Genomic DNA, 16,713 nt, shown 5'->3' with positions numbered 1-16,713 from the left:
CACTTATAATTGTAAAAAGACAACAGCAAGGATAGGATAATTTTAACTCTTTATATTGAGCGACCTTTGTTCTTCACTGATAAATTGATGGGTATAAAGCTCGTAATAATGGCCCTTTTTCTCCATCAGCTCATCGTGGCTGCCGCATTCAATCATCTTTCCCCCTTCAACAACTATTATCTTATCTGCATTTCTTATTGTCGATAATCTGTGGGCAACAACAAAGGATGTACGCCCCGACAAAACTGTAGTGATGGCCTTTTGAATTTTTTGCTCGGTTTCGGTATCGATAGAAGAGGTCGCCTCATCCAAAACGAAGAGACGCGGATTTCTTACCAAGGTGCGGGCAAAAGAAATAAGCTGCTTTTGGCCTGTGGAAAGAAGACTTCCGCCTTCGCCTACCTCTGTGTCATAACCTTTTTCCATTTTTACTATAAAGTCATGGGCATCTACCAGTTTTGCAGCTTCAATAATTTCTTCATCGCTTGCATCCAATTTTCCGTACCTGATATTTTCTGCAATCGTTCCGGAAAAAAGATGGGGAGACTGAAGCACATAGCCCAGGTTTTCGTGAATCCAGCTTTCAGGCATATCGGTATAGTCTATGCCGTCCACAAGGATACGGCCGCTCTTAGGCTCGTAAAACCGGCAAAAAAGATTGACGATTGTCGATTTTCCGGCTCCCGTAGCTCCGACCAAGGCTATGGTCTGCCCGGCTTCAACCTTTAGGTCAAAACCGCTTAATACCGGCTCCCCTTCCTTGTACCAAAAAGCAACATCTTCAAATTTTACACAGCCTTTAATAAGAGGCTTTTTTTCGGCGGCGGGACAAAGGGCGGTTCCGTATTTTTTTATAACCTCTTCCTTGTCCTTAATCTCGGACTCTTCTTCAAGAAGCCCGAAGATGCGTTCGGCAGCTGCCTGAGCCGAAATAAATTCTGCAAAGAGATCGGCAGCTTCTGCCAAGGGAGCGTTAAACTGCGTAACATAAGAAAAAAAGGCAACGAGTAAGCCTATTGTAATAGCACCCGAAACAACAGACATTCCTCCATAAATTACCATGAGGGCTGTGCCTACAGCTCCGATTAGCTGAACGGTAGGCATAAGAACAGAAGAAATTAAGATACCTCTGATAGATGCGGTTTTCATCTCTTCGGTTTTAGACACAAACTCCTTTGCATTTAACTCTTCCCTCACCAAGGTCTTAGTAGTCTTAGCACCCTGAATGTCTTCATTGTAGGAGGCCGTCAATTGAGAATTTATCTTACGCACCCGCCTTTGAGCCTTTAAAATTTTTCCCCGCAGATAAATACTAAAAAGCACAATTATGGGAAGGGTAATCAAGCCTATGAGGGCAAGCCTCGGGCTGTCTCCCAACATAGCAATTATGACAGCCATCATCATACAAAAGCCCCAAAAGAGGTCCGTTACTCCCCATGAAACAATGCCTGACAATTTGTTTATATCGGAGGACATTCTAGACATAAGCCAGCCGACGGCATTCTTATCGTAAAATGAAAGGGAAAGAGACTGCAATTTTGTAAAACACTTTGTTCTCAGGCGGTGGCACATTTTTATTTCCAGATGGCCTACAAATTTTACAAAGAAAAAGGTAGCGGCAGCCGAAATCAGCAAGAATACTCCCGTAAAAATAATTACGGCATTAAAATTACTTAAATCCCGCCCCTTTACAAAGGTGTCTATTACATATTTGGTCATCTTGGGCTGGACCACATCCAAGGCACCTGTCAAACCGCCCAAAAGAATCCCCGGAACCAGCAGTTCCTTAAAATAGCCGAATTCTTTTACAACCTTCTTCCAAACTCCGCTTTTAAATTTTTCGTCATAATTTTCTACATCAAAATCTTCCATAAACGGTTTTTACCCTATAATATTTAGTCTTTTTATCTTAAAATTTTACCAAACAGTTTTTACATCATACAACGGAATATTTCCGTCAGCAGTTATTATTGTTAAATCATTTTCAATTGCTTGTGCGATTAAAATTCTATCAAATGGATCATTATGTCTTACATTTTCTTGAAAAGGCAGATTTCGAATTCTGTTGAAATCATCAAGTGTAACAGGAAGTTTTATAAACCCAGCCCGTCTACACATGTCATCTATTTCATATACAGTACGAGTAAATTCCAATTTCTTTTTACTTTGTTTTATTGAAATTTCCCAGAATGAAGCATAACTGTAAAAACAAACATTAGATTCAATTATATCTTTAGCACTTTTAGGCAATCGGGCATCCCCGAATAAATACCAAAGAATTGTATGGGTATCGAGCAAATACTTCATCACATATACTCCGAAAAATCTTCGAGAGGATCATCAAAATCCGGCGACATATAAAAAGGTTCATTTTTCCAAACGCCGAAAAGAGATTTTTTTTCAGAAACTGCATTTTCTTCAGGAAATTTTAATTTTATCAAGCGGATAAAATCCACAACCTCACTTATTGCGGCATGAGGAAGCGTTGCTATTTCTTTTTCTAAAACCGAATTAGTCATATATGCCCTCCGATGCAATTCTATTATATAATAAATTCATAAAATTTTCTACGTCAAAATCTTCCATAAATTTTACTTACCTTAAATTACGCTCCGGTTTGAACAGAGCTTTGAATATCGTAAATCCTCTTGTATAAACCTTCTTGAGCTATCAGCTGTTCATGGGTTCCTTCTTGGCTTATCTTTCCGTCTTCTAAAACTATTATATTGTCTGCATCGCAAATAGTTGAAATTCTATGAGAAATTATAATCATAGTCTTGTTGCCCTTTTCTTCTTTCAAAGCGGAACGGATGGCTATATCCGTTTGGGTATCTACAGCCGAAAGGGAGTCATCAAAGATTAGAACGGGAGAATCTTTAATGAGGGTTCGGGCGATTGCAAGCCTTTGTTTTTGGCCTCCTGATAAGGAAACGCCCCGCTCGCCGACCAAGGTTTCATAGCCTTTTTCAAACTTATTTATTTCATCGTCCAACGAAGCTACCTTTGAGTAGTGACGGGCCGAAGAATCGGAAACATCCGGTACTGCCAATTTGAGGTTTTCCATAATCGTTCTGCCGTACAAAAAAGGCTCCTGCAAGATGAGCCCTACCTGCGACCTTATCCAGCCCTTGTCGATGGTGTTTAATTCTTTTCCGTCCATTTTGATGGAACCCGAATCATACTCATAAAGGCGGGCAAGCAAGTGCACAAGGGAGCTTTTTCCCGAGCCTGTCGGTCCCAGAATAGCAAGGGTCTGTCCGCTTTTGACACTAAAAGAAACATTATCGAGTATCTTGTGGTTTTGTGTTTCAGGATATGAAAATGAAACGGAATCAAAAACTATGTTTCCCTTAATTTCGGGTTTTTCGTTTGTCGGAAAAATATCTTCAGCCTTTTCATTTAAAATAGTTTCAATACGGTTTGCCGAAACAAAGGATTTTCCTATATTGCTGATGATTCGGCCTAAGCGGCGGACAGGCCAGATTAACATTCCCGTATAAGAAATAAAGGCGACTAAATCGCCGGCTGTTATCTCATTACGGTAGGCAAGCATACTTCCATAAATGATTATTCCGAAAACTTGGGCTATCGAAAGAAAATCGGAAAAGGCCCAAAAGGCGGCAAAGCTGTTGTTTATCTTTAAATTTTGATTTCGGTACCTTTCACTCCGCTTAATAAATTTTTCTATTTCGTATTGATGTCGGGTAAAAGCCTTTACAACACGGATGCCTGTTAAATTTTCTTGTACGGCTGTAGTCATTGAGGCTTCATACTCGGTAGCCTTTTTAAACTGCCTTTGAATTCTTTTAAAGAATATAACCGACGAAAAAAATGTTAAAGGCATAATGCAAAAAGAGATAAGCATCAACTTTGTGTTTAATTGGGCCATCAGGTAAATAGTATAAATTATCAAAAACACCGAACTTATGGTATCCATTATTTGTGAATAAAGAGCCAAGCGGATGGTTTCAACATCGGATGTACAGCGCTGAATCAAGTCTCCCGTTTCCGCCTTTGAATGATAAGAATAAGGAAGAAGCTGGATATGATTGTACAGCCTGTTTCTAAGAGTCTTTATTGAACGTTCGGTTGCGACGCTGGCTATATTTATTCGGCCGAATGTAAAAAGCCCTCTAACCAGAGAAAAGGTAACTACCAGTGAGGCCATTACAACGAGCCCGCTTGTTCCGTTTAAATACTCCTTAAACAAGGCAGCCAATCGGGATATTAAGCCCGCGGGCAGAGGAGCACCTCCTATTACCGAGTCTATTGTAATTCGGATTAATTGAGGCTGCATGGCAACAATTACTTGCGAAAAAAGCGTAAAAATAAGGGCAAGCACATAAAGCCGGCTTTGTCCTTTTGCATATGATAAAAGTCTTTTTAAATTTTGCATAGCTTGATACCCTAATTCCTAAATTTTAATTTTAGCATAAAAAAAATATTTATTCTACATAAATTTAAGCTTAAATTTTCTCAAGTTTTTGTTAAAAATAGGGTAAAATTAAAACTCCATTATTGATAATATATCGTTTTTATTATATACTTGTTTCTATAAATAGGAGAAAGTATATGAATAAAAATGCAGCAAAAAAAAGGTTTTCAATACGAAATAAGTTAGTCATCATTTTTGGTGTGTTAATTCTTACAGCAGGCGTGATTTTATCTTCAACGGCAATTATCATTGCAGAAAAGGCAGTTACCGAAAAAGTTGCCGATCAGCTTTCCGAAAAGGCTCAAGATACGGCATCGATTATAGATGAAAGGATTCACGGTTTCTTTATATTTTTGGAAGGTATAGCTAAAATACCGGTTTTAAAGGAAGCCACGGTTCCCTATTCGGAAAAATTAGATGCCATTGCTTCAGAAATATCCGATAATAAATATATAAATGTTTTCGGATTATGTACGGCAGATGGGACGGTTTATGACTCATTTGGAAACAGTGCAAAAGTTTCTGACCGAAAATGGTATCAAAATGCAATTGCAGGGAAAAATTTTATTTCCGAGCCTGAAATTTCAAGAGGAACAAATACCTTGGCAATGACCTTTGCCGTACCCGTATTCGATAAAGACAAGACGATCATAGCAATCCTATTGGCAGATGTAGACGGCTTTTGGCTTTCAGACATTATTGATGACATTAAAATCGGCCAATCAGGCTATTGCTACATTGTAGGTCACACAGGAAATACAATAGCTTCCCATGACAGAAAATATGTCACGGATGAGTGGAATTCGGTTAAAGAAGCAGAAAAAAACAAGATATTTCAGGATATAGCCGATATTGAAACAAAATCCCTTAAGAACGATAAGCCGGGTTTTGCAAAATACCGATGGCCGGAGGGAATGAAGGTTGCGGGTTACGCCAATATGATGGGAACCGGTTGGGGAGTCATAACCCATGCTCCCATAGAAGAATTTATGGGAAAGGTAACTGCATTAAAGCGTACAATGTATGCACTTTTAACAGGCGTTTTGCTTACCACCCTTGCCATTATATTCTTTATCTCGATAAGTTTGGTAAAACCGGTAGCAGCAGTTGTTAAGGCATTAAAAGAAATCGCTCAAGGAGACGGAGACCTTACAGTAAAACTCCCCGTTACAGGAAACGACGAAGTAACCGACCTATCCGAATATTTTAACCAAACAATAGCTAAAATAGGAGCATCTTTAAAGTCTGTCGGCGGCAGCTCTTCAATCATGGAAAATATAGGCGATGAGCTTGCAAATAATATGGAAGAAACAGCAAGTGCAATCCATGAAATTAGTGCCAACATCACAAGCGTAAAACAGCAGACTGTAGCCCAAGCTGCAAGCGTCAGCGAAACAACAGCAACCGTAGAACAAATTATACGCACAATCAAACAGCTGAATTCGAATATCGAAAATCAGGCAGCAAGCGTTGCACAGTCATCTTCAGCGATTGAAGAAATGGTTGCCAACATAGCATCCATCACTCAAACCTTGGAAAAAACCGATGAAGTAATCAAAACCCTTGCTTCTGCAACAGAAGACGGAAGAGAAACAATCCAAAGAGCTAATACGGTAACAAAACAAGTTGCCGAAGAATCCGGAAGCCTTATGGAAGCCTCAAGCGTTATTCAGCACATAGCAAGCCAAACCAATCTTTTAGCCATGAACGCAGCAATCGAGGCCGCTCATGCAGGCGAGTCGGGCAAAGGATTTGCCGTAGTTGCAGATGAAATACGTAAGCTTGCAGAAGAATCCAGTATGCAGGGTAAGAATATTACTTCAACACTTAAGGTGCTAAGCGGAGAAATTGAAATGCTGGCAGGATCTGCAAAAACGGCCGAAGAAAAATTTAATACAATCTTCGAAATATCAAATCAGGTAAAACACATGAGTACGCGTTTAACCGAGGCCATGAAAGAACAAGAAAACGGAAGCCGTGAAGTCCTCCTTGCAATTCAAGAAATAAATAGAATTACAACAGAGGTTACAAGCGGTTCGGAAGAAATGCTTGAAGGCGGCCAAAATGTTACAAAGGAAGTTGAACGGCTTGACGGGCTTACCCGTATCATAACGGACAGCATGAATGAAATGGCAGTCGGAGCCGTAGAAATAAATAATGCAGTCCAAGGCGTAAATGAAATTACCCAACGGAATAAGCAAAGCATAGAAGTATTGGCAAATGAGGTTCGAAAATTTAAAGTTTAAGCAAGTTGCTCAAAAAACCTTATTGACATTTTTTTGATTTGATGATATATTTTCATCCTGTTATTCCCCGGTTGTGTAATGGTAGCACCGCAGATTCTGGTTCTGCTTGTGGGGGTTCGAATCCTCCCTGGGGAATTTTTTTTATATATTTGGTCCCTTCGTCTATCGGTTAGGACATGAGATTCTCAATCTTAAAAGACGGGTTCGATTCCCGTAGGGACCGATTTTCCCGCATAAAAATATCTTACAAGTCTTGACCGCCCCCTATAGAATTTTTCCAAATTTACGATAATATATAAAGATATGGAAAGAAGTCTATCAACATTTGATCAATTAGTAAAGTCATTATCCACTGAAGAAACGCAAAGCTTACTTGAAAGTATTCACCGAAGTATGGAAGAATTTAGCGGTGAAGTACAACCGGAAGAAAGAGATAGCCTTTCAGAAAGAATAAGAGATCACCAGTGTGCAGGAATAGCAAGCGAACCCTTTTTGATTCGTTTATGGCTTTCTATAAGATCTTTTTTAAGATCCATTCCTCTAAAAGTAATATATAACGAAGAGTTATTAAAAAGAATGGCAAAAAACCTTAAAAGATCTGCCGGTGCATATATAAATATTCATCAAAATATTTATACGGGTGTATTTTACACGGAATTAAAAAATTTAAGAAAAACCCAGTTGTTTTTTACCTCTCTTCTTTCTGCATATGACTCAGGAAAAGGCTCTTTCTATATGCTGGTAAGCTCCTTTGTTGCTCCCGCAACATACGAAAAGCTTATGAAAGAGACAAATCCTTTTTCAATTAAAATTGGGTCGGAAGTTTCAGCAAACATAAGGACAGGCTTTTTAAGAAAAATAGATTCGGTTTTTTCTAATTTAACTGATGATGAAAAAAGCGAAATGTACCAATGTGCACAAGCAATCGAATGGATGAAGTCTTTCTGCTCTCTCGCATTGGATAAGACCCTGCTAAGATTTAATGTTATCTCGGATTCAAATGCCACCTGCCAAGCCCTTACAATTCAGCCTGAAATGGAGGTTCTTTCATCAATTCTTTATTCCAAAAAAAATATACCGCATAATCTTCTGCAAGCCTTATTTTTAATGCACGCACAAGAAACTATAATCGATGATGACAGCCGAATGGTAAAAGAGGCAGACGAATTTATCAAAGAAGCTATTGATGCCCTAGGTTCAATAAGAATCTTTTTAAAACAAGTTCCCCTCCTCGACATTACAAGATACATAAAAAAAGACATTAACTGGATGCCGTATAAACTGACCGGCGGAGAAGACTGGTTTATTTATTTTAAACAGGCTTGGTATGAACGCTTTAATCAAAAATGGTCTACTTGGTCATATGAGCAAAAGAAATTTAATATTAAGATTCAGATGATTAATCTTTTAAAGGTAGGCGATTTGGAATCCATGAAGTTTTGTCCTTGGCGAAACTTATGGGTAGAATGTAAATTCAAAAAAGAGCTTCCGTTCCTATTTTTAAAAACATTTTTTTATGCCTTTTATAACGAAAAGCTGTCAGAAACTCTCAAAACAATCTTGGTAGAAGGCAATTTCTATAGGCATGAAAATTTAAACGAGTATACGACCTCATACAATGTGCTGGAACACCGTAAAGGCGAATTTGAAAAGTTTGAAAACCGATTATCTCCTACCGGAGATGTAGGCTCGACATTTGCAAAGATACGGGCAGAAAAAACCGCAACATTAAAAAATAAAAACCAAATTGAGGGCTTGATGCACTCTGTAGAGGCTGAAGCAAAACAGCTTATAACTTCCAGTATTGACGCTCTAAAATCCATTGAGCTGATTTTAACGGGAATCCTTGGAGGCGGAAAAACCAGTACATATGCAACAATTACTAACTGGGCAATTATAGCTGGAGTTAATAATGCTCATTTCCGAGAGGAAGTCGCTGCCGTAAAAGAACAAATACACACAAGCATAAACCTCCTCTCCATGGCGGAAAAACTTGAGGCCGAAGCCAGATAGGTTTTAAACAAACCTAAAATAAGTAAACATTACTCCTAATGAGCCTATCAAGGCACCGAATAAAAAGCGTAAAAGAACTAAGATGATTAAACAAACTATTATCTGTTTTCTTAAGCTCATAAATCTCCCGCCGGATAATTTATGCACTCTTACAAAGACGGGAGATAAAAACCTATCAAGCATATCGGCAAAATTACCTTGACGGTAGTTCTCGGAAAAATCAAGAACAAGCCTGATTATCAATATGATAATAAAGAAATTGAGTAAGAAAGAAAAAAATGACCAAACTATCCCCACAAGGTTCAAAGCAATTCTTAACAGCGAAAATGTTCTTGTTTCTGCAATCTGAAAAAGCATATTAGAAAAAAGAGATAAAATCCCTATGGCCAAAATAGGCGAAAAATCTACCATCCCGATTTGAGTAAATTTAAATCTTCTAAACCAGCTTAGATAAGGATTACAAATTTCATAAATAAAACCGCCCCGCGAGTTAGAGCCGAACCACGAAAGGAAGATATAAATAATACAAAGATAAGAATATAACTTTACCGCAAAACCCAATGTGTTAAAAAGTGATGCTATCATATAAACCTCTCTATAAAGATAATTTAATAATTTTTTTTATTCAAGCCAAATTTGTGCAACCCCGAACTGCATACTTAACTCTTCAATAAATTCCGGAGCCGAAGGAATTCTAATTTGAGGAGAGGCCTTAATTATATAAGCCTTATCCTCATCTTTTGCGTGAATATAAACATCGCAATTGCCTGAACGTTCATACAAAAAATCCTTCAAGCCTGTCAGTTCCTTTGCCGATGTTACATTTTCATCAAGCTCAATATGAACCTCGCTTAAGGCCTTTTGCTGTAATTTATCAATTTCCAAAACCTCATCGACCAAGAAAGAATGGGACTCCCCGTCACTGTTATCGATGGATCCTGCAAAACCGCAAACGGTTTCAGGTAAAAGAACAGCTCGATACTTTTCCCAAGTTTTCGGAAAGAATACCAAATCGATTGTTCCGTTCAAATCCTCAAAAGCTCCGAAACCCATGGCCGCACCTTTTTTTGTTTGATGCTGCCTGACCCCTGTAAGCATACCCACAAGAACATATCTCTTTTTTGAGGTAGCACGGGCAAGGTGAGAAATATCCAATGTAGCGGAATTATCTATAACCTTGCGGTATTCATCCAAGGGATGCCCTGAAATATAAAAGCCCATAAGCTCTTTTTCGAGTCTGAGTTTTTCCTTTTTGGGAAACTCTTCGATTTTTTCAAAGACAAAGTCCGAAAACTCTTTTATGCCGGAACCTTCAAACAGACTACCCTGCCCCATGCTTGCATTTTCTTTTTTTTTGGGAAGCGTAGGCGGCAGCCCCATCCAAGTTTACCATCAAGGTAGAACGCTCCTGCCCTAAGCCGTCAAAGCAGCCCGTTTTAATCATAACTTCAAGATTCCGCTTGTTTTGAGTGTGAAGATCGTTCCTCTCCAAAAAATCGATAAAAGATTTATACTTTCCGTTTTTTTCGCGTTCTTCTGCAAGCTCATGAGCAGCCTGCATTCCGACACCCTTTATACCCAAAAGACCGAAAATAATATTCCCGTCGGGTGAAACGCTAAAATAAGGATCGGAAGAATTGACATGGGGCGGAAGAATTTTAAGCCCCATCTTTTCGGCTTCGGCAATGTATTCTGGAAGTTTATCTGTCGAGGTAATTTCATTGGTCAAGTTAGCGGCCATAAATTCTGCCGGAAAATGAGCCTTTAGATAGGCCGTCTGAAAGGCCAAAACCGAATAGGCTGCTGCATGACTCTTGTTAAAACCATAGCCTGCAAAGGGAATAAGAATTTCAAAGATTCTATCTGCATCTTCTTTGCTAAAACCCTTCGCTTCTGCACCCTTGATAAATTTCTCTTTTTCGGTTTTCATAACCTCGATTTTTTTCTTTCCCATAGCACGGCGGAGAATATCGGCTTGGCCGAGGGAGTAGCCAGCTATTCTTTGGGCGACCTGCATAACCTGTTCTTGATAAACGATAACCCCGTAGGTTTCGGCCAATATGTCTTCAAGGCAGGGATCAGGATATTTTATTTTTGAATTATCGAATTTTGATTCGATAAACTGATTGATATAATCCATAGGCCCCGGACGGTACAAGGCGTTTAAAGCGATTAAGTCTTCCATTTTTGAAGGCTTTGCCCGCTTTAAAATATTTTGCATTCCCTGACTTTCAAATTGAAATACGGCAGCGGCCTTTCCTTCACTCAACATTTTAAAAGTTTCCGGATCGGAATAATCAATATCGTCTATCGAAAATTTTTTCCATTCCCCGCCCCTCTTATGAATGAGGTCTTCAGTGTGCTTTATGAGGGTTAAGGTTTTTAAGCCCAAAAAGTCCATCTTTACAAGGCCGCAGTTTTCGATTAGGTCCATCGTAAACTGAGTGGCAACCTTTCCGGTCTTTGAATCCTTGTACAGGGGAACATAGTCGGTTAAAGCCGTCTTACCTATAACTATCCCAGCAGCATGAAGGCTTGTGTTTCTGTTACGCCCTTCAAGAGCTATGCTTATTTCAAAAAGCTCCTTGTATTGCGTGTCTTCTGCCATTTCTTTTAATTCGGGAACCACATCAACGGCGTATTTTAAGGTAACCTCTTTTACTCCGTCAGTTAGGGGCTTGGGCGGTATGAGCTTTGTAATGGCGTTTACATCGGCAAGCGGAATATTTAAAACCCGCCCCACATCTTTTACTACAGCCTTAGGCTTTAAGGTTCCGAAGGTAATGATTTGGCCGACATTTTCATCCCCGTATTTTTGGCGAACATAGTCTATTACCTCCTGCCGTCTTTCGAAGCAAAAGTCTACATCGAAGTCGGGCATCGAAACCCGTTCTGGATTTAAAAAGCGCTCAAAAAGTAGATTGTATTTTAGGGGATCTATATCGGTAATCCTCATAGAGTATGCGAGGATTGAGCCGGCTCCCGAACCGCGCCCCGGGCCTACGGGTACACCGTTATTTTTTGCCCAGTTTATAAAATCCCAAACAATTAAAAAATAACCGACAAAGTCCATCTTTATGACTATATCGAGTTCATAGTTAAGTCTTTCCTTGATTTCATCGGTAATAACGGGATAACGCTTTTTTAAGCCTTCTTCGGCCAGATGCCTGATATAGTCTTCTTTTGAACTGAAGTCTTCAGGGATTTGGTATATAGGGAGAATGGGGCCTGGAAGAGGAATTTCCAGATTACACATTTCGGCAATGCGGACAGTGTTCAAAATTGCCTCAGGATATTCTGGAAAGAGCTTAGCCATTTCTTCTCCCGACTTAAAATAAAATTCGCTTCCCTCAAACTGCATACGGTTGGTATCGGTTCTAAGTTTTTTCATTCCGATACACATCAAGATATCTTGAGCTATATAATCTTTTTGTTCTATATAGTGAATGTCGTTTGTAAGAACTAAGGGAACACCGACCTTGCGGGCCATTTCGATTAAGAGCTTGGAAGCCTTTTTTTCTTCTTTTAGCCCATGGTCTTGAAGCTCTATAAAATAATTTTCCGCACCGAAAATTTCACGGTATTTGCGTACATGAGCCTCAGCCTTTTCCTTTTCTCCGTTTAGTAAAAGAACAGGAAGCTCTCCTGCAAGACAGGCCGACAAGCATATAAGCCCTTCGGAGTGCTGTGCTAAAATTTCATCATCTATGCGGGGCTTATAATACATCCCCTCAGTATATCCCTTAGAACAAAGCACCATTAAGTTGCGGTATCCTGTTTCGTTCTTTGCCAACAGGATAAGGTGATAGTATTTTTTTCCGCCCGGAGTTTCTTTTTTTTCAAACCGGCTTTCGGGAGCAACATAGACCTCGCAGCCGATTATGGGCTTTATATTTTTTTCTTTACAGGCATTATAAAAATTTATAACGCCGAACATATTGCCGTGGTCAGTCAAGGCAAGAGCAGTCTGCCCCAGCTGCTCGGCCTTTGCCGCGAGCCCCTTAACCGAAGCGGCTCCGTCCAAAAGAGAAAAATCGGAATGAACATGAAGATGAACAAAATCGACAGCCATAAGGCTTTAAGACTACCACAAAAGGCCCTTTTTTGCAAGGCTTGAAGAAAATTTTATTTAATTGTCAAGTTAATTGTTTTATGCTATACTCTTTTTATGAGTGATAACAGAAAAATGCCCATCGGCATTCAAAGTTTTGAAAAACTTATAACAAACGGCTTTGTTTATGTCGATAAAACCCAATATGTATGGAATTTGGTTAAGGATCCCATTCCATACTTTTTAAGCCGGCCGCGCCGTTTCGGGAAAAGTCTTCTTCTTTCTACATTAAAAGCTTACTTCCTCGGTCAAAAAGAGCTGTTTAAGGGCTTGGTTATCGAAAAACTTGAAGAGAGAGAAAAAACTAACAGAGAAATCTGGCAGAAATATCCGGTACTTCACTTAGACTTTAATCTTTCAAAATATGAAACAAGGGAAGATTTGGAAAGTATTTTAAACACACATCTTTCTTTATGGGAAAAGGAATATGGAACTGAGACTTCAGAGACCTCATTTGTAACACGTTTTGCAGGACTTATCCGCCGTGCCTATGAAAAAACAGGCAAACAGACTGTTATTCTAATTGATGAGTACGATAAACCCCTCCTTCAAACTATGTGGAAGGATGAAGCTTTAAACGAAACATATAAAACAATTTTAAAGGGATTTTTCGGGGTAATAAAAAGCTCAGACCAATATCTACGTTTTGCCTTTTTAACCGGAGTTACAAAATTCAGTAAGGTAAGCATATTCAGCGATTTAAATAATCTGAGGGATATAAGCCTACTGTCGGATTACTCAGGCCTTTGCGGTATTTCTCAGGAAGAACTTGAAGCCGGTTTCCAGCCTGAAATTAAAAATCTTGCAGAAAATAACAAAATGAGCTATGAAGAAACTCTTGCAAAGTTAAAACAAAGATATGACGGCTACCTTTTTGCAAGAAATGGAAAAGCAATGTACAATCCCTTTAGCCTTTTAAATGTTTTTGCTTCCCGGGAATTTTCAAGTTATTGGTTTTCAACCGGAACACCAACCTTCTTGGTTGAATACTTAAAAAAAGCCTATTACAATATTCCGGACCTCGATGGAAATATCAAGATGAATGAAGCCGGTTTAGAAACTTATAGAGCCGAGACCGGAAATCCCTTACCCATCTTGTTTCAATCTGGGTATTTAAGCATTAAAGAGTATCACGATTTTTCAAGATTGTACCGTTTGGGCTTTCCGAATGATGAGGTACGCTTCGGATTTTTAGATAACCTGCTTCCGGCCTACACTTCGATAAGAACCGACAAAACAGGTCTTTCTATTTGGGAATTTTACGAGCAAATTGAAGCCGGAGATATAGATAGCTTCATGCAAAAAATGAAAGGAATAATATCCGGAATTCCTTATGATAACCTAACCGAAAAAAATTTAACCTTGCGTGAGCAAAATTATCAGACAGCCGTTTATCTTGTATTCGCATTGATGAACCAGTTTGTGCATACGGAAGTGCATTGTTCAACAGGACGAGCTGACTGTATTGTTGAATTCAAAGATAAGGTTTATATTTTTGAGTTTAAGCTCTCATCAAGCGGCTCAGCCGAAGATGCATTAAAACAAATCAAAGATAAAAACTATTCCGGCAAATCTTTAGGCAGCGGTAAACAGACAATAGCCGTAGGAGCAAGCTTTGATGAAGAAAAAAAGGACGATTAAGGACTGGGCGGTAGATAGCTTGTAATGATTATCAGGGCAGATTAACAGCTTCCGTTTCCTGCACATATTATATTTATTTTTTTATGTTCAAATTTAAATTCCGCTTTTTTGCCGTCAGCTTTAATTATATAAGCTTTCAACTGTATAAGCTATATTTATCGAATGAGTATTTACTCTTTTATTTACAATATCAAAATCGGAAACTGTTTTATTTTGAAGCGAATTGGCATAAATATACTTAAAACCCTTAAACATATTTAAAATAAAACTTTCCTTTTCGATGTAGCTTTCCCTCTGAAAACGGCTTTGAGCCTTTAATACCTCATCAAATTTTTTAGAAGTTATAAATAAAGTCAAAAATACACAAGCCGATAATAAAATGAAAAAATAATTTTGCACACTGAGGTATATTGTATAGATAATTATAAAAATAAAGCTTACTGCCAAGTTAGGATAAAAGCCGAAAAGGATGGGCATTAAAATATTTATATCGTTATTGATAAGCTTATGAGTGTCGGCAGCATTACTCGTATAAACATCATACCACTTTAAACTTAAAAAACGCTTTACAATTTTGTTTGAAAGATCCTCATAAATTTTTTTATTTAAAACCTTTATTAAAAGAATACGAAAATAATTGGTAAATAGACCTGCAATAATTATTAAAATATATGTTAAAAGAAAGTTTAAATTTTTATAAGACTGATTATATCCGAAGTAAGCATCTATTACATATTTTAAATAAAGAGTTTCATAAAATTTTAAAAGTGCAATCAAGCCAAAGGTTATAAAGTAAAAGGTTTGAACTATCCAAAACTTTTTTTACCTAAAACATTGATTACACTTTTCATAGACGGCTACTTATTCGTAGTTTCTTTTATATTGTTTCTAAGCTCATGGATGGTTTTTTCTAAACTCGGATCGGCGGCAATTTGATCTTCAATCTTGTTACAGCCGTGCAAGATGGTCGTATGATCCCGGCCTCCGAATTCGTTGCCCAGTTCGGTTGTAGAACACTCGGTCATTTCCCTGCAAAGAAACATGGCGATTTGACGCGGAAACGAAAAACTCTTGGTGCGTTTTTTGCTTTTAATATCCGAAATCGAAATGCTAAAATAATCGGCTACCGTTTTTTGAATAAGGTCGATGGTAACATTCCTTTGGCGGGCTGATCCGAAAAAATCCCTTAAAATATTCTTTGCCGTAGCCTCGTCCATTGTTTTTTTTATAAGTTCCGTATAGGCAATGAGTTTTGTTAAGGCTGCTTCCAAATCACGGACATTCGAAGAAATGTTTTTTGCAACCATGTCGATAACTTCATTCGGAATTTTTATGCTGCTCTTTTCCATTTTCTTTAAAAGAATAGCATAACGCGTTTCATAGGCCGGGGTCTGTAAGTCTACATTTAAGCCCCTTTCAAATCTCGATTTTAAACGCTGTGAAAGATTTTTTAATTCTGATGGAGGACGGTCGCATGTAAATACAATCTGTTTATTTTTTTCATAGAGCTCATTAAAGGTGTGAAAAAGCTCCTCTTGAGTTTCCACCTTTCCTTGAAAAAAGTGAATATCGTCTATAAGAAGAACATCGGCTTTTCGGTACTTGTTTTTAAATGAGGTCATCATCTTTTTTTGCACGCATTCTACAAATTCGTTTGTAAATGTTTCTGCCGTAACATAAATAACCTTAAGTTTTGTCGTGTTCCAGACTTTATTTCCTATAGCCTGCATAAGGTGGGTTTTACCCAAGCCGACCCCTCCGTATATCAAAAACGGGTTATAAGCACTTCCCGGGTTTGCGGACACTGCTATAGCCGCATTTACGCCAAAGTTGTTATTTTGCCCAATTACAAAGTCATCAAAATTATAGTCAGACCGTAAATCCGGATGCTGTCCCCTTCCGCTTTCAGGTTTTAAAGATTGTTTTGCGGGTTCGGGTGATGACGGAGTTTCCGAATCTGCTTTTTTATCGGATTTTTCCTCATTTTCTGCTTCAGCAATATCCTCTTCAGTCTTTGCTTTTATAATAAAATCTACAGATAATTTTTTACCTGACAATTCAAACAATTTTTTTTCAATATCGGTCTTATAATTATTAACCATCTGATCTCTGAAAAAAGATGAAGGCACACTCACATATATAGAATCTTCCGTGGATTTTTCATATTTAGAATTTAAAAACCACATAGAAAACACGGGCACTGATAACTCATCCTTAAGCTGCTTAACCGCTTCATCCCAAAAAATTTTATAATCCCATTCACTCAT

9 protein-coding genes, 2 tRNA genes and 2 pseudogenes are annotated in these 16,713 nt (G+C 38.3%); 5 read left to right on the top strand and 8 right to left on the bottom strand.

Features of this window, described 5'->3' with window-relative positions; translation table 11 throughout:
• Nucleotides 1-42 precede the first annotated feature (42 nt).
• From E4O00_RS00065 to E4O00_RS00050, 4 genes are all read right to left on the bottom strand, one after another.
• The gene (locus E4O00_RS00065) at nucleotides 43-1,872 is read right to left on the bottom strand and encodes an ABC transporter ATP-binding protein (RefSeq protein WP_253677955.1); all 1,830 of its coding nucleotides are present in this window, start codon (nucleotides 1,870-1,872) and stop codon (nucleotides 43-45) included.
• Nucleotides 1,873-1,917: 45 nt separating this feature from the next.
• On the bottom strand, nucleotides 1,918-2,307 hold the full coding sequence (locus E4O00_RS00060) for a type II toxin-antitoxin system VapC family toxin (protein ID WP_253679752.1): 390 nt from the start codon (nucleotides 2,305-2,307) through the stop codon (nucleotides 1,918-1,920).
• Entirely contained in the window at nucleotides 2,307-2,519 is a 213-nt protein-coding gene (locus tag E4O00_RS00055) for a DUF2281 domain-containing protein (RefSeq protein ID WP_253677954.1), read from the bottom strand. Before E4O00_RS00055 ends, E4O00_RS00060 begins: the two co-directional genes overlap by 1 nt.
• A gap of 86 nt (nucleotides 2,520-2,605) precedes the next feature.
• Nucleotides 2,606-4,396, bottom strand: a complete 1,791-nt coding sequence (locus E4O00_RS00050) for an ABC transporter ATP-binding protein (RefSeq protein ID WP_253677953.1) — start codon at nucleotides 4,394-4,396, stop codon at nucleotides 2,606-2,608.
• 176 nt (nucleotides 4,397-4,572) lie between these two features.
• Here E4O00_RS00050 and E4O00_RS00045 point away from each other — a divergent pair, with 176 nt between their 5' ends.
• From E4O00_RS00045 to E4O00_RS00030, 4 genes are all read left to right on the top strand, one after another.
• On the top strand, nucleotides 4,573-6,681 hold the full coding sequence (locus tag E4O00_RS00045) for a methyl-accepting chemotaxis protein (protein WP_253677952.1): 2,109 nt from the start codon (nucleotides 4,573-4,575) through the stop codon (nucleotides 6,679-6,681).
• Between the two features lie 64 nt (nucleotides 6,682-6,745).
• Nucleotides 6,746-6,816, top strand: a tRNA-Gln gene (locus tag E4O00_RS00040).
• Nucleotides 6,817-6,832: 16 nt separating this feature from the next.
• Nucleotides 6,833-6,904: transfer RNA gene (locus E4O00_RS00035), tRNA-Glu, on the top strand.
• An 80-nt stretch (nucleotides 6,905-6,984) separates the two neighbouring features.
• Complete coding sequence (locus E4O00_RS00030; protein ID WP_253677951.1) at nucleotides 6,985-8,694, top strand: DUF5312 domain-containing protein; 1,710 nt, start codon at nucleotides 6,985-6,987, stop codon at nucleotides 8,692-8,694.
• Between the two features lie 3 nt (nucleotides 8,695-8,697).
• On the opposite strand, the gene E4O00_RS00025 is transcribed toward E4O00_RS00030, so the two are convergent.
• The gene (locus E4O00_RS00025) at nucleotides 8,698-9,279 is read right to left on the bottom strand and encodes a YggT family protein (RefSeq protein ID WP_253677950.1); all 582 of its coding nucleotides are present in this window, start codon (nucleotides 9,277-9,279) and stop codon (nucleotides 8,698-8,700) included.
• A gap of 36 nt (nucleotides 9,280-9,315) precedes the next feature.
• A pseudogene (gene dnaE, locus E4O00_RS00020) lies at nucleotides 9,316-12,766 on the bottom strand (DNA polymerase III subunit alpha).
• A 96-nt stretch (nucleotides 12,767-12,862) separates the two neighbouring features.
• Here dnaE and E4O00_RS00015 point away from each other — a divergent pair.
• Nucleotides 12,863-14,471, top strand: a pseudogene (locus tag E4O00_RS00015) (ATP-binding protein).
• A 95-nt stretch (nucleotides 14,472-14,566) separates the two neighbouring features.
• Here E4O00_RS00015 and E4O00_RS00010 read toward each other — a convergent pair.
• On the bottom strand, nucleotides 14,567-15,223 hold the full coding sequence (locus E4O00_RS00010; protein WP_253677949.1) for an ABC transporter transmembrane domain-containing protein: 657 nt from the start codon (nucleotides 15,221-15,223) through the stop codon (nucleotides 14,567-14,569).
• 80 nt (nucleotides 15,224-15,303) lie between these two features.
• The gene (gene dnaA / locus E4O00_RS00005) at nucleotides 15,304-16,713 is read right to left on the bottom strand and encodes a chromosomal replication initiator protein DnaA (RefSeq protein ID WP_253677948.1); all 1,410 of its coding nucleotides are present in this window, start codon (nucleotides 16,711-16,713) and stop codon (nucleotides 15,304-15,306) included.

It is taken from the genome of Treponema sp. OMZ 788, from assembly GCF_024181245.1.
In the GTDB taxonomy this organism is placed as follows: domain Bacteria; phylum Spirochaetota; class Spirochaetia; order Treponematales; family Treponemataceae; genus Treponema_B.
Note: the sequence above shows the minus strand (reverse complement) of the source record. Positions and strands in the feature narration are given on the sequence as shown.

Excerpts from the sequence above, each read along its gene's own strand:
- E4O00_RS00025 (WP_253677950.1), bottom strand. The coding sequence starts at position 9,279 with ATGATAGCATCACTTTTTAACACATTGGGTTTTGCGGTAAAGTTATAT.
- E4O00_RS00065 (WP_253677955.1), bottom strand. The coding sequence starts at position 1,872 with ATGGAAGATTTTGATGTAGAAAATTATGACGAAAAATTTAAAAGCGGA.
- E4O00_RS00050 (WP_253677953.1), bottom strand. The coding sequence starts at position 4,396 with ATGCAAAATTTAAAAAGACTTTTATCATATGCAAAAGGACAAAGCCGG.
- E4O00_RS00055 (WP_253677954.1), bottom strand. The coding sequence starts at position 2,519 with ATGACTAATTCGGTTTTAGAAAAAGAAATAGCAACGCTTCCTCATGCC.
- E4O00_RS00060 (WP_253679752.1), bottom strand. The coding sequence starts at position 2,307 with ATGAAGTATTTGCTCGATACCCATACAATTCTTTGGTATTTATTCGGG.
- dnaA (WP_253677948.1), bottom strand. The coding sequence starts at position 16,713 with ATGAGTGAATGGGATTATAAAATTTTTTGGGATGAAGCGGTTAAGCAG.
- E4O00_RS00030 (WP_253677951.1), top strand. The coding sequence starts at position 6,985 with ATGGAAAGAAGTCTATCAACATTTGATCAATTAGTAAAGTCATTATCC.
- E4O00_RS00045 (WP_253677952.1), top strand. The coding sequence starts at position 4,573 with ATGAATAAAAATGCAGCAAAAAAAAGGTTTTCAATACGAAATAAGTTA.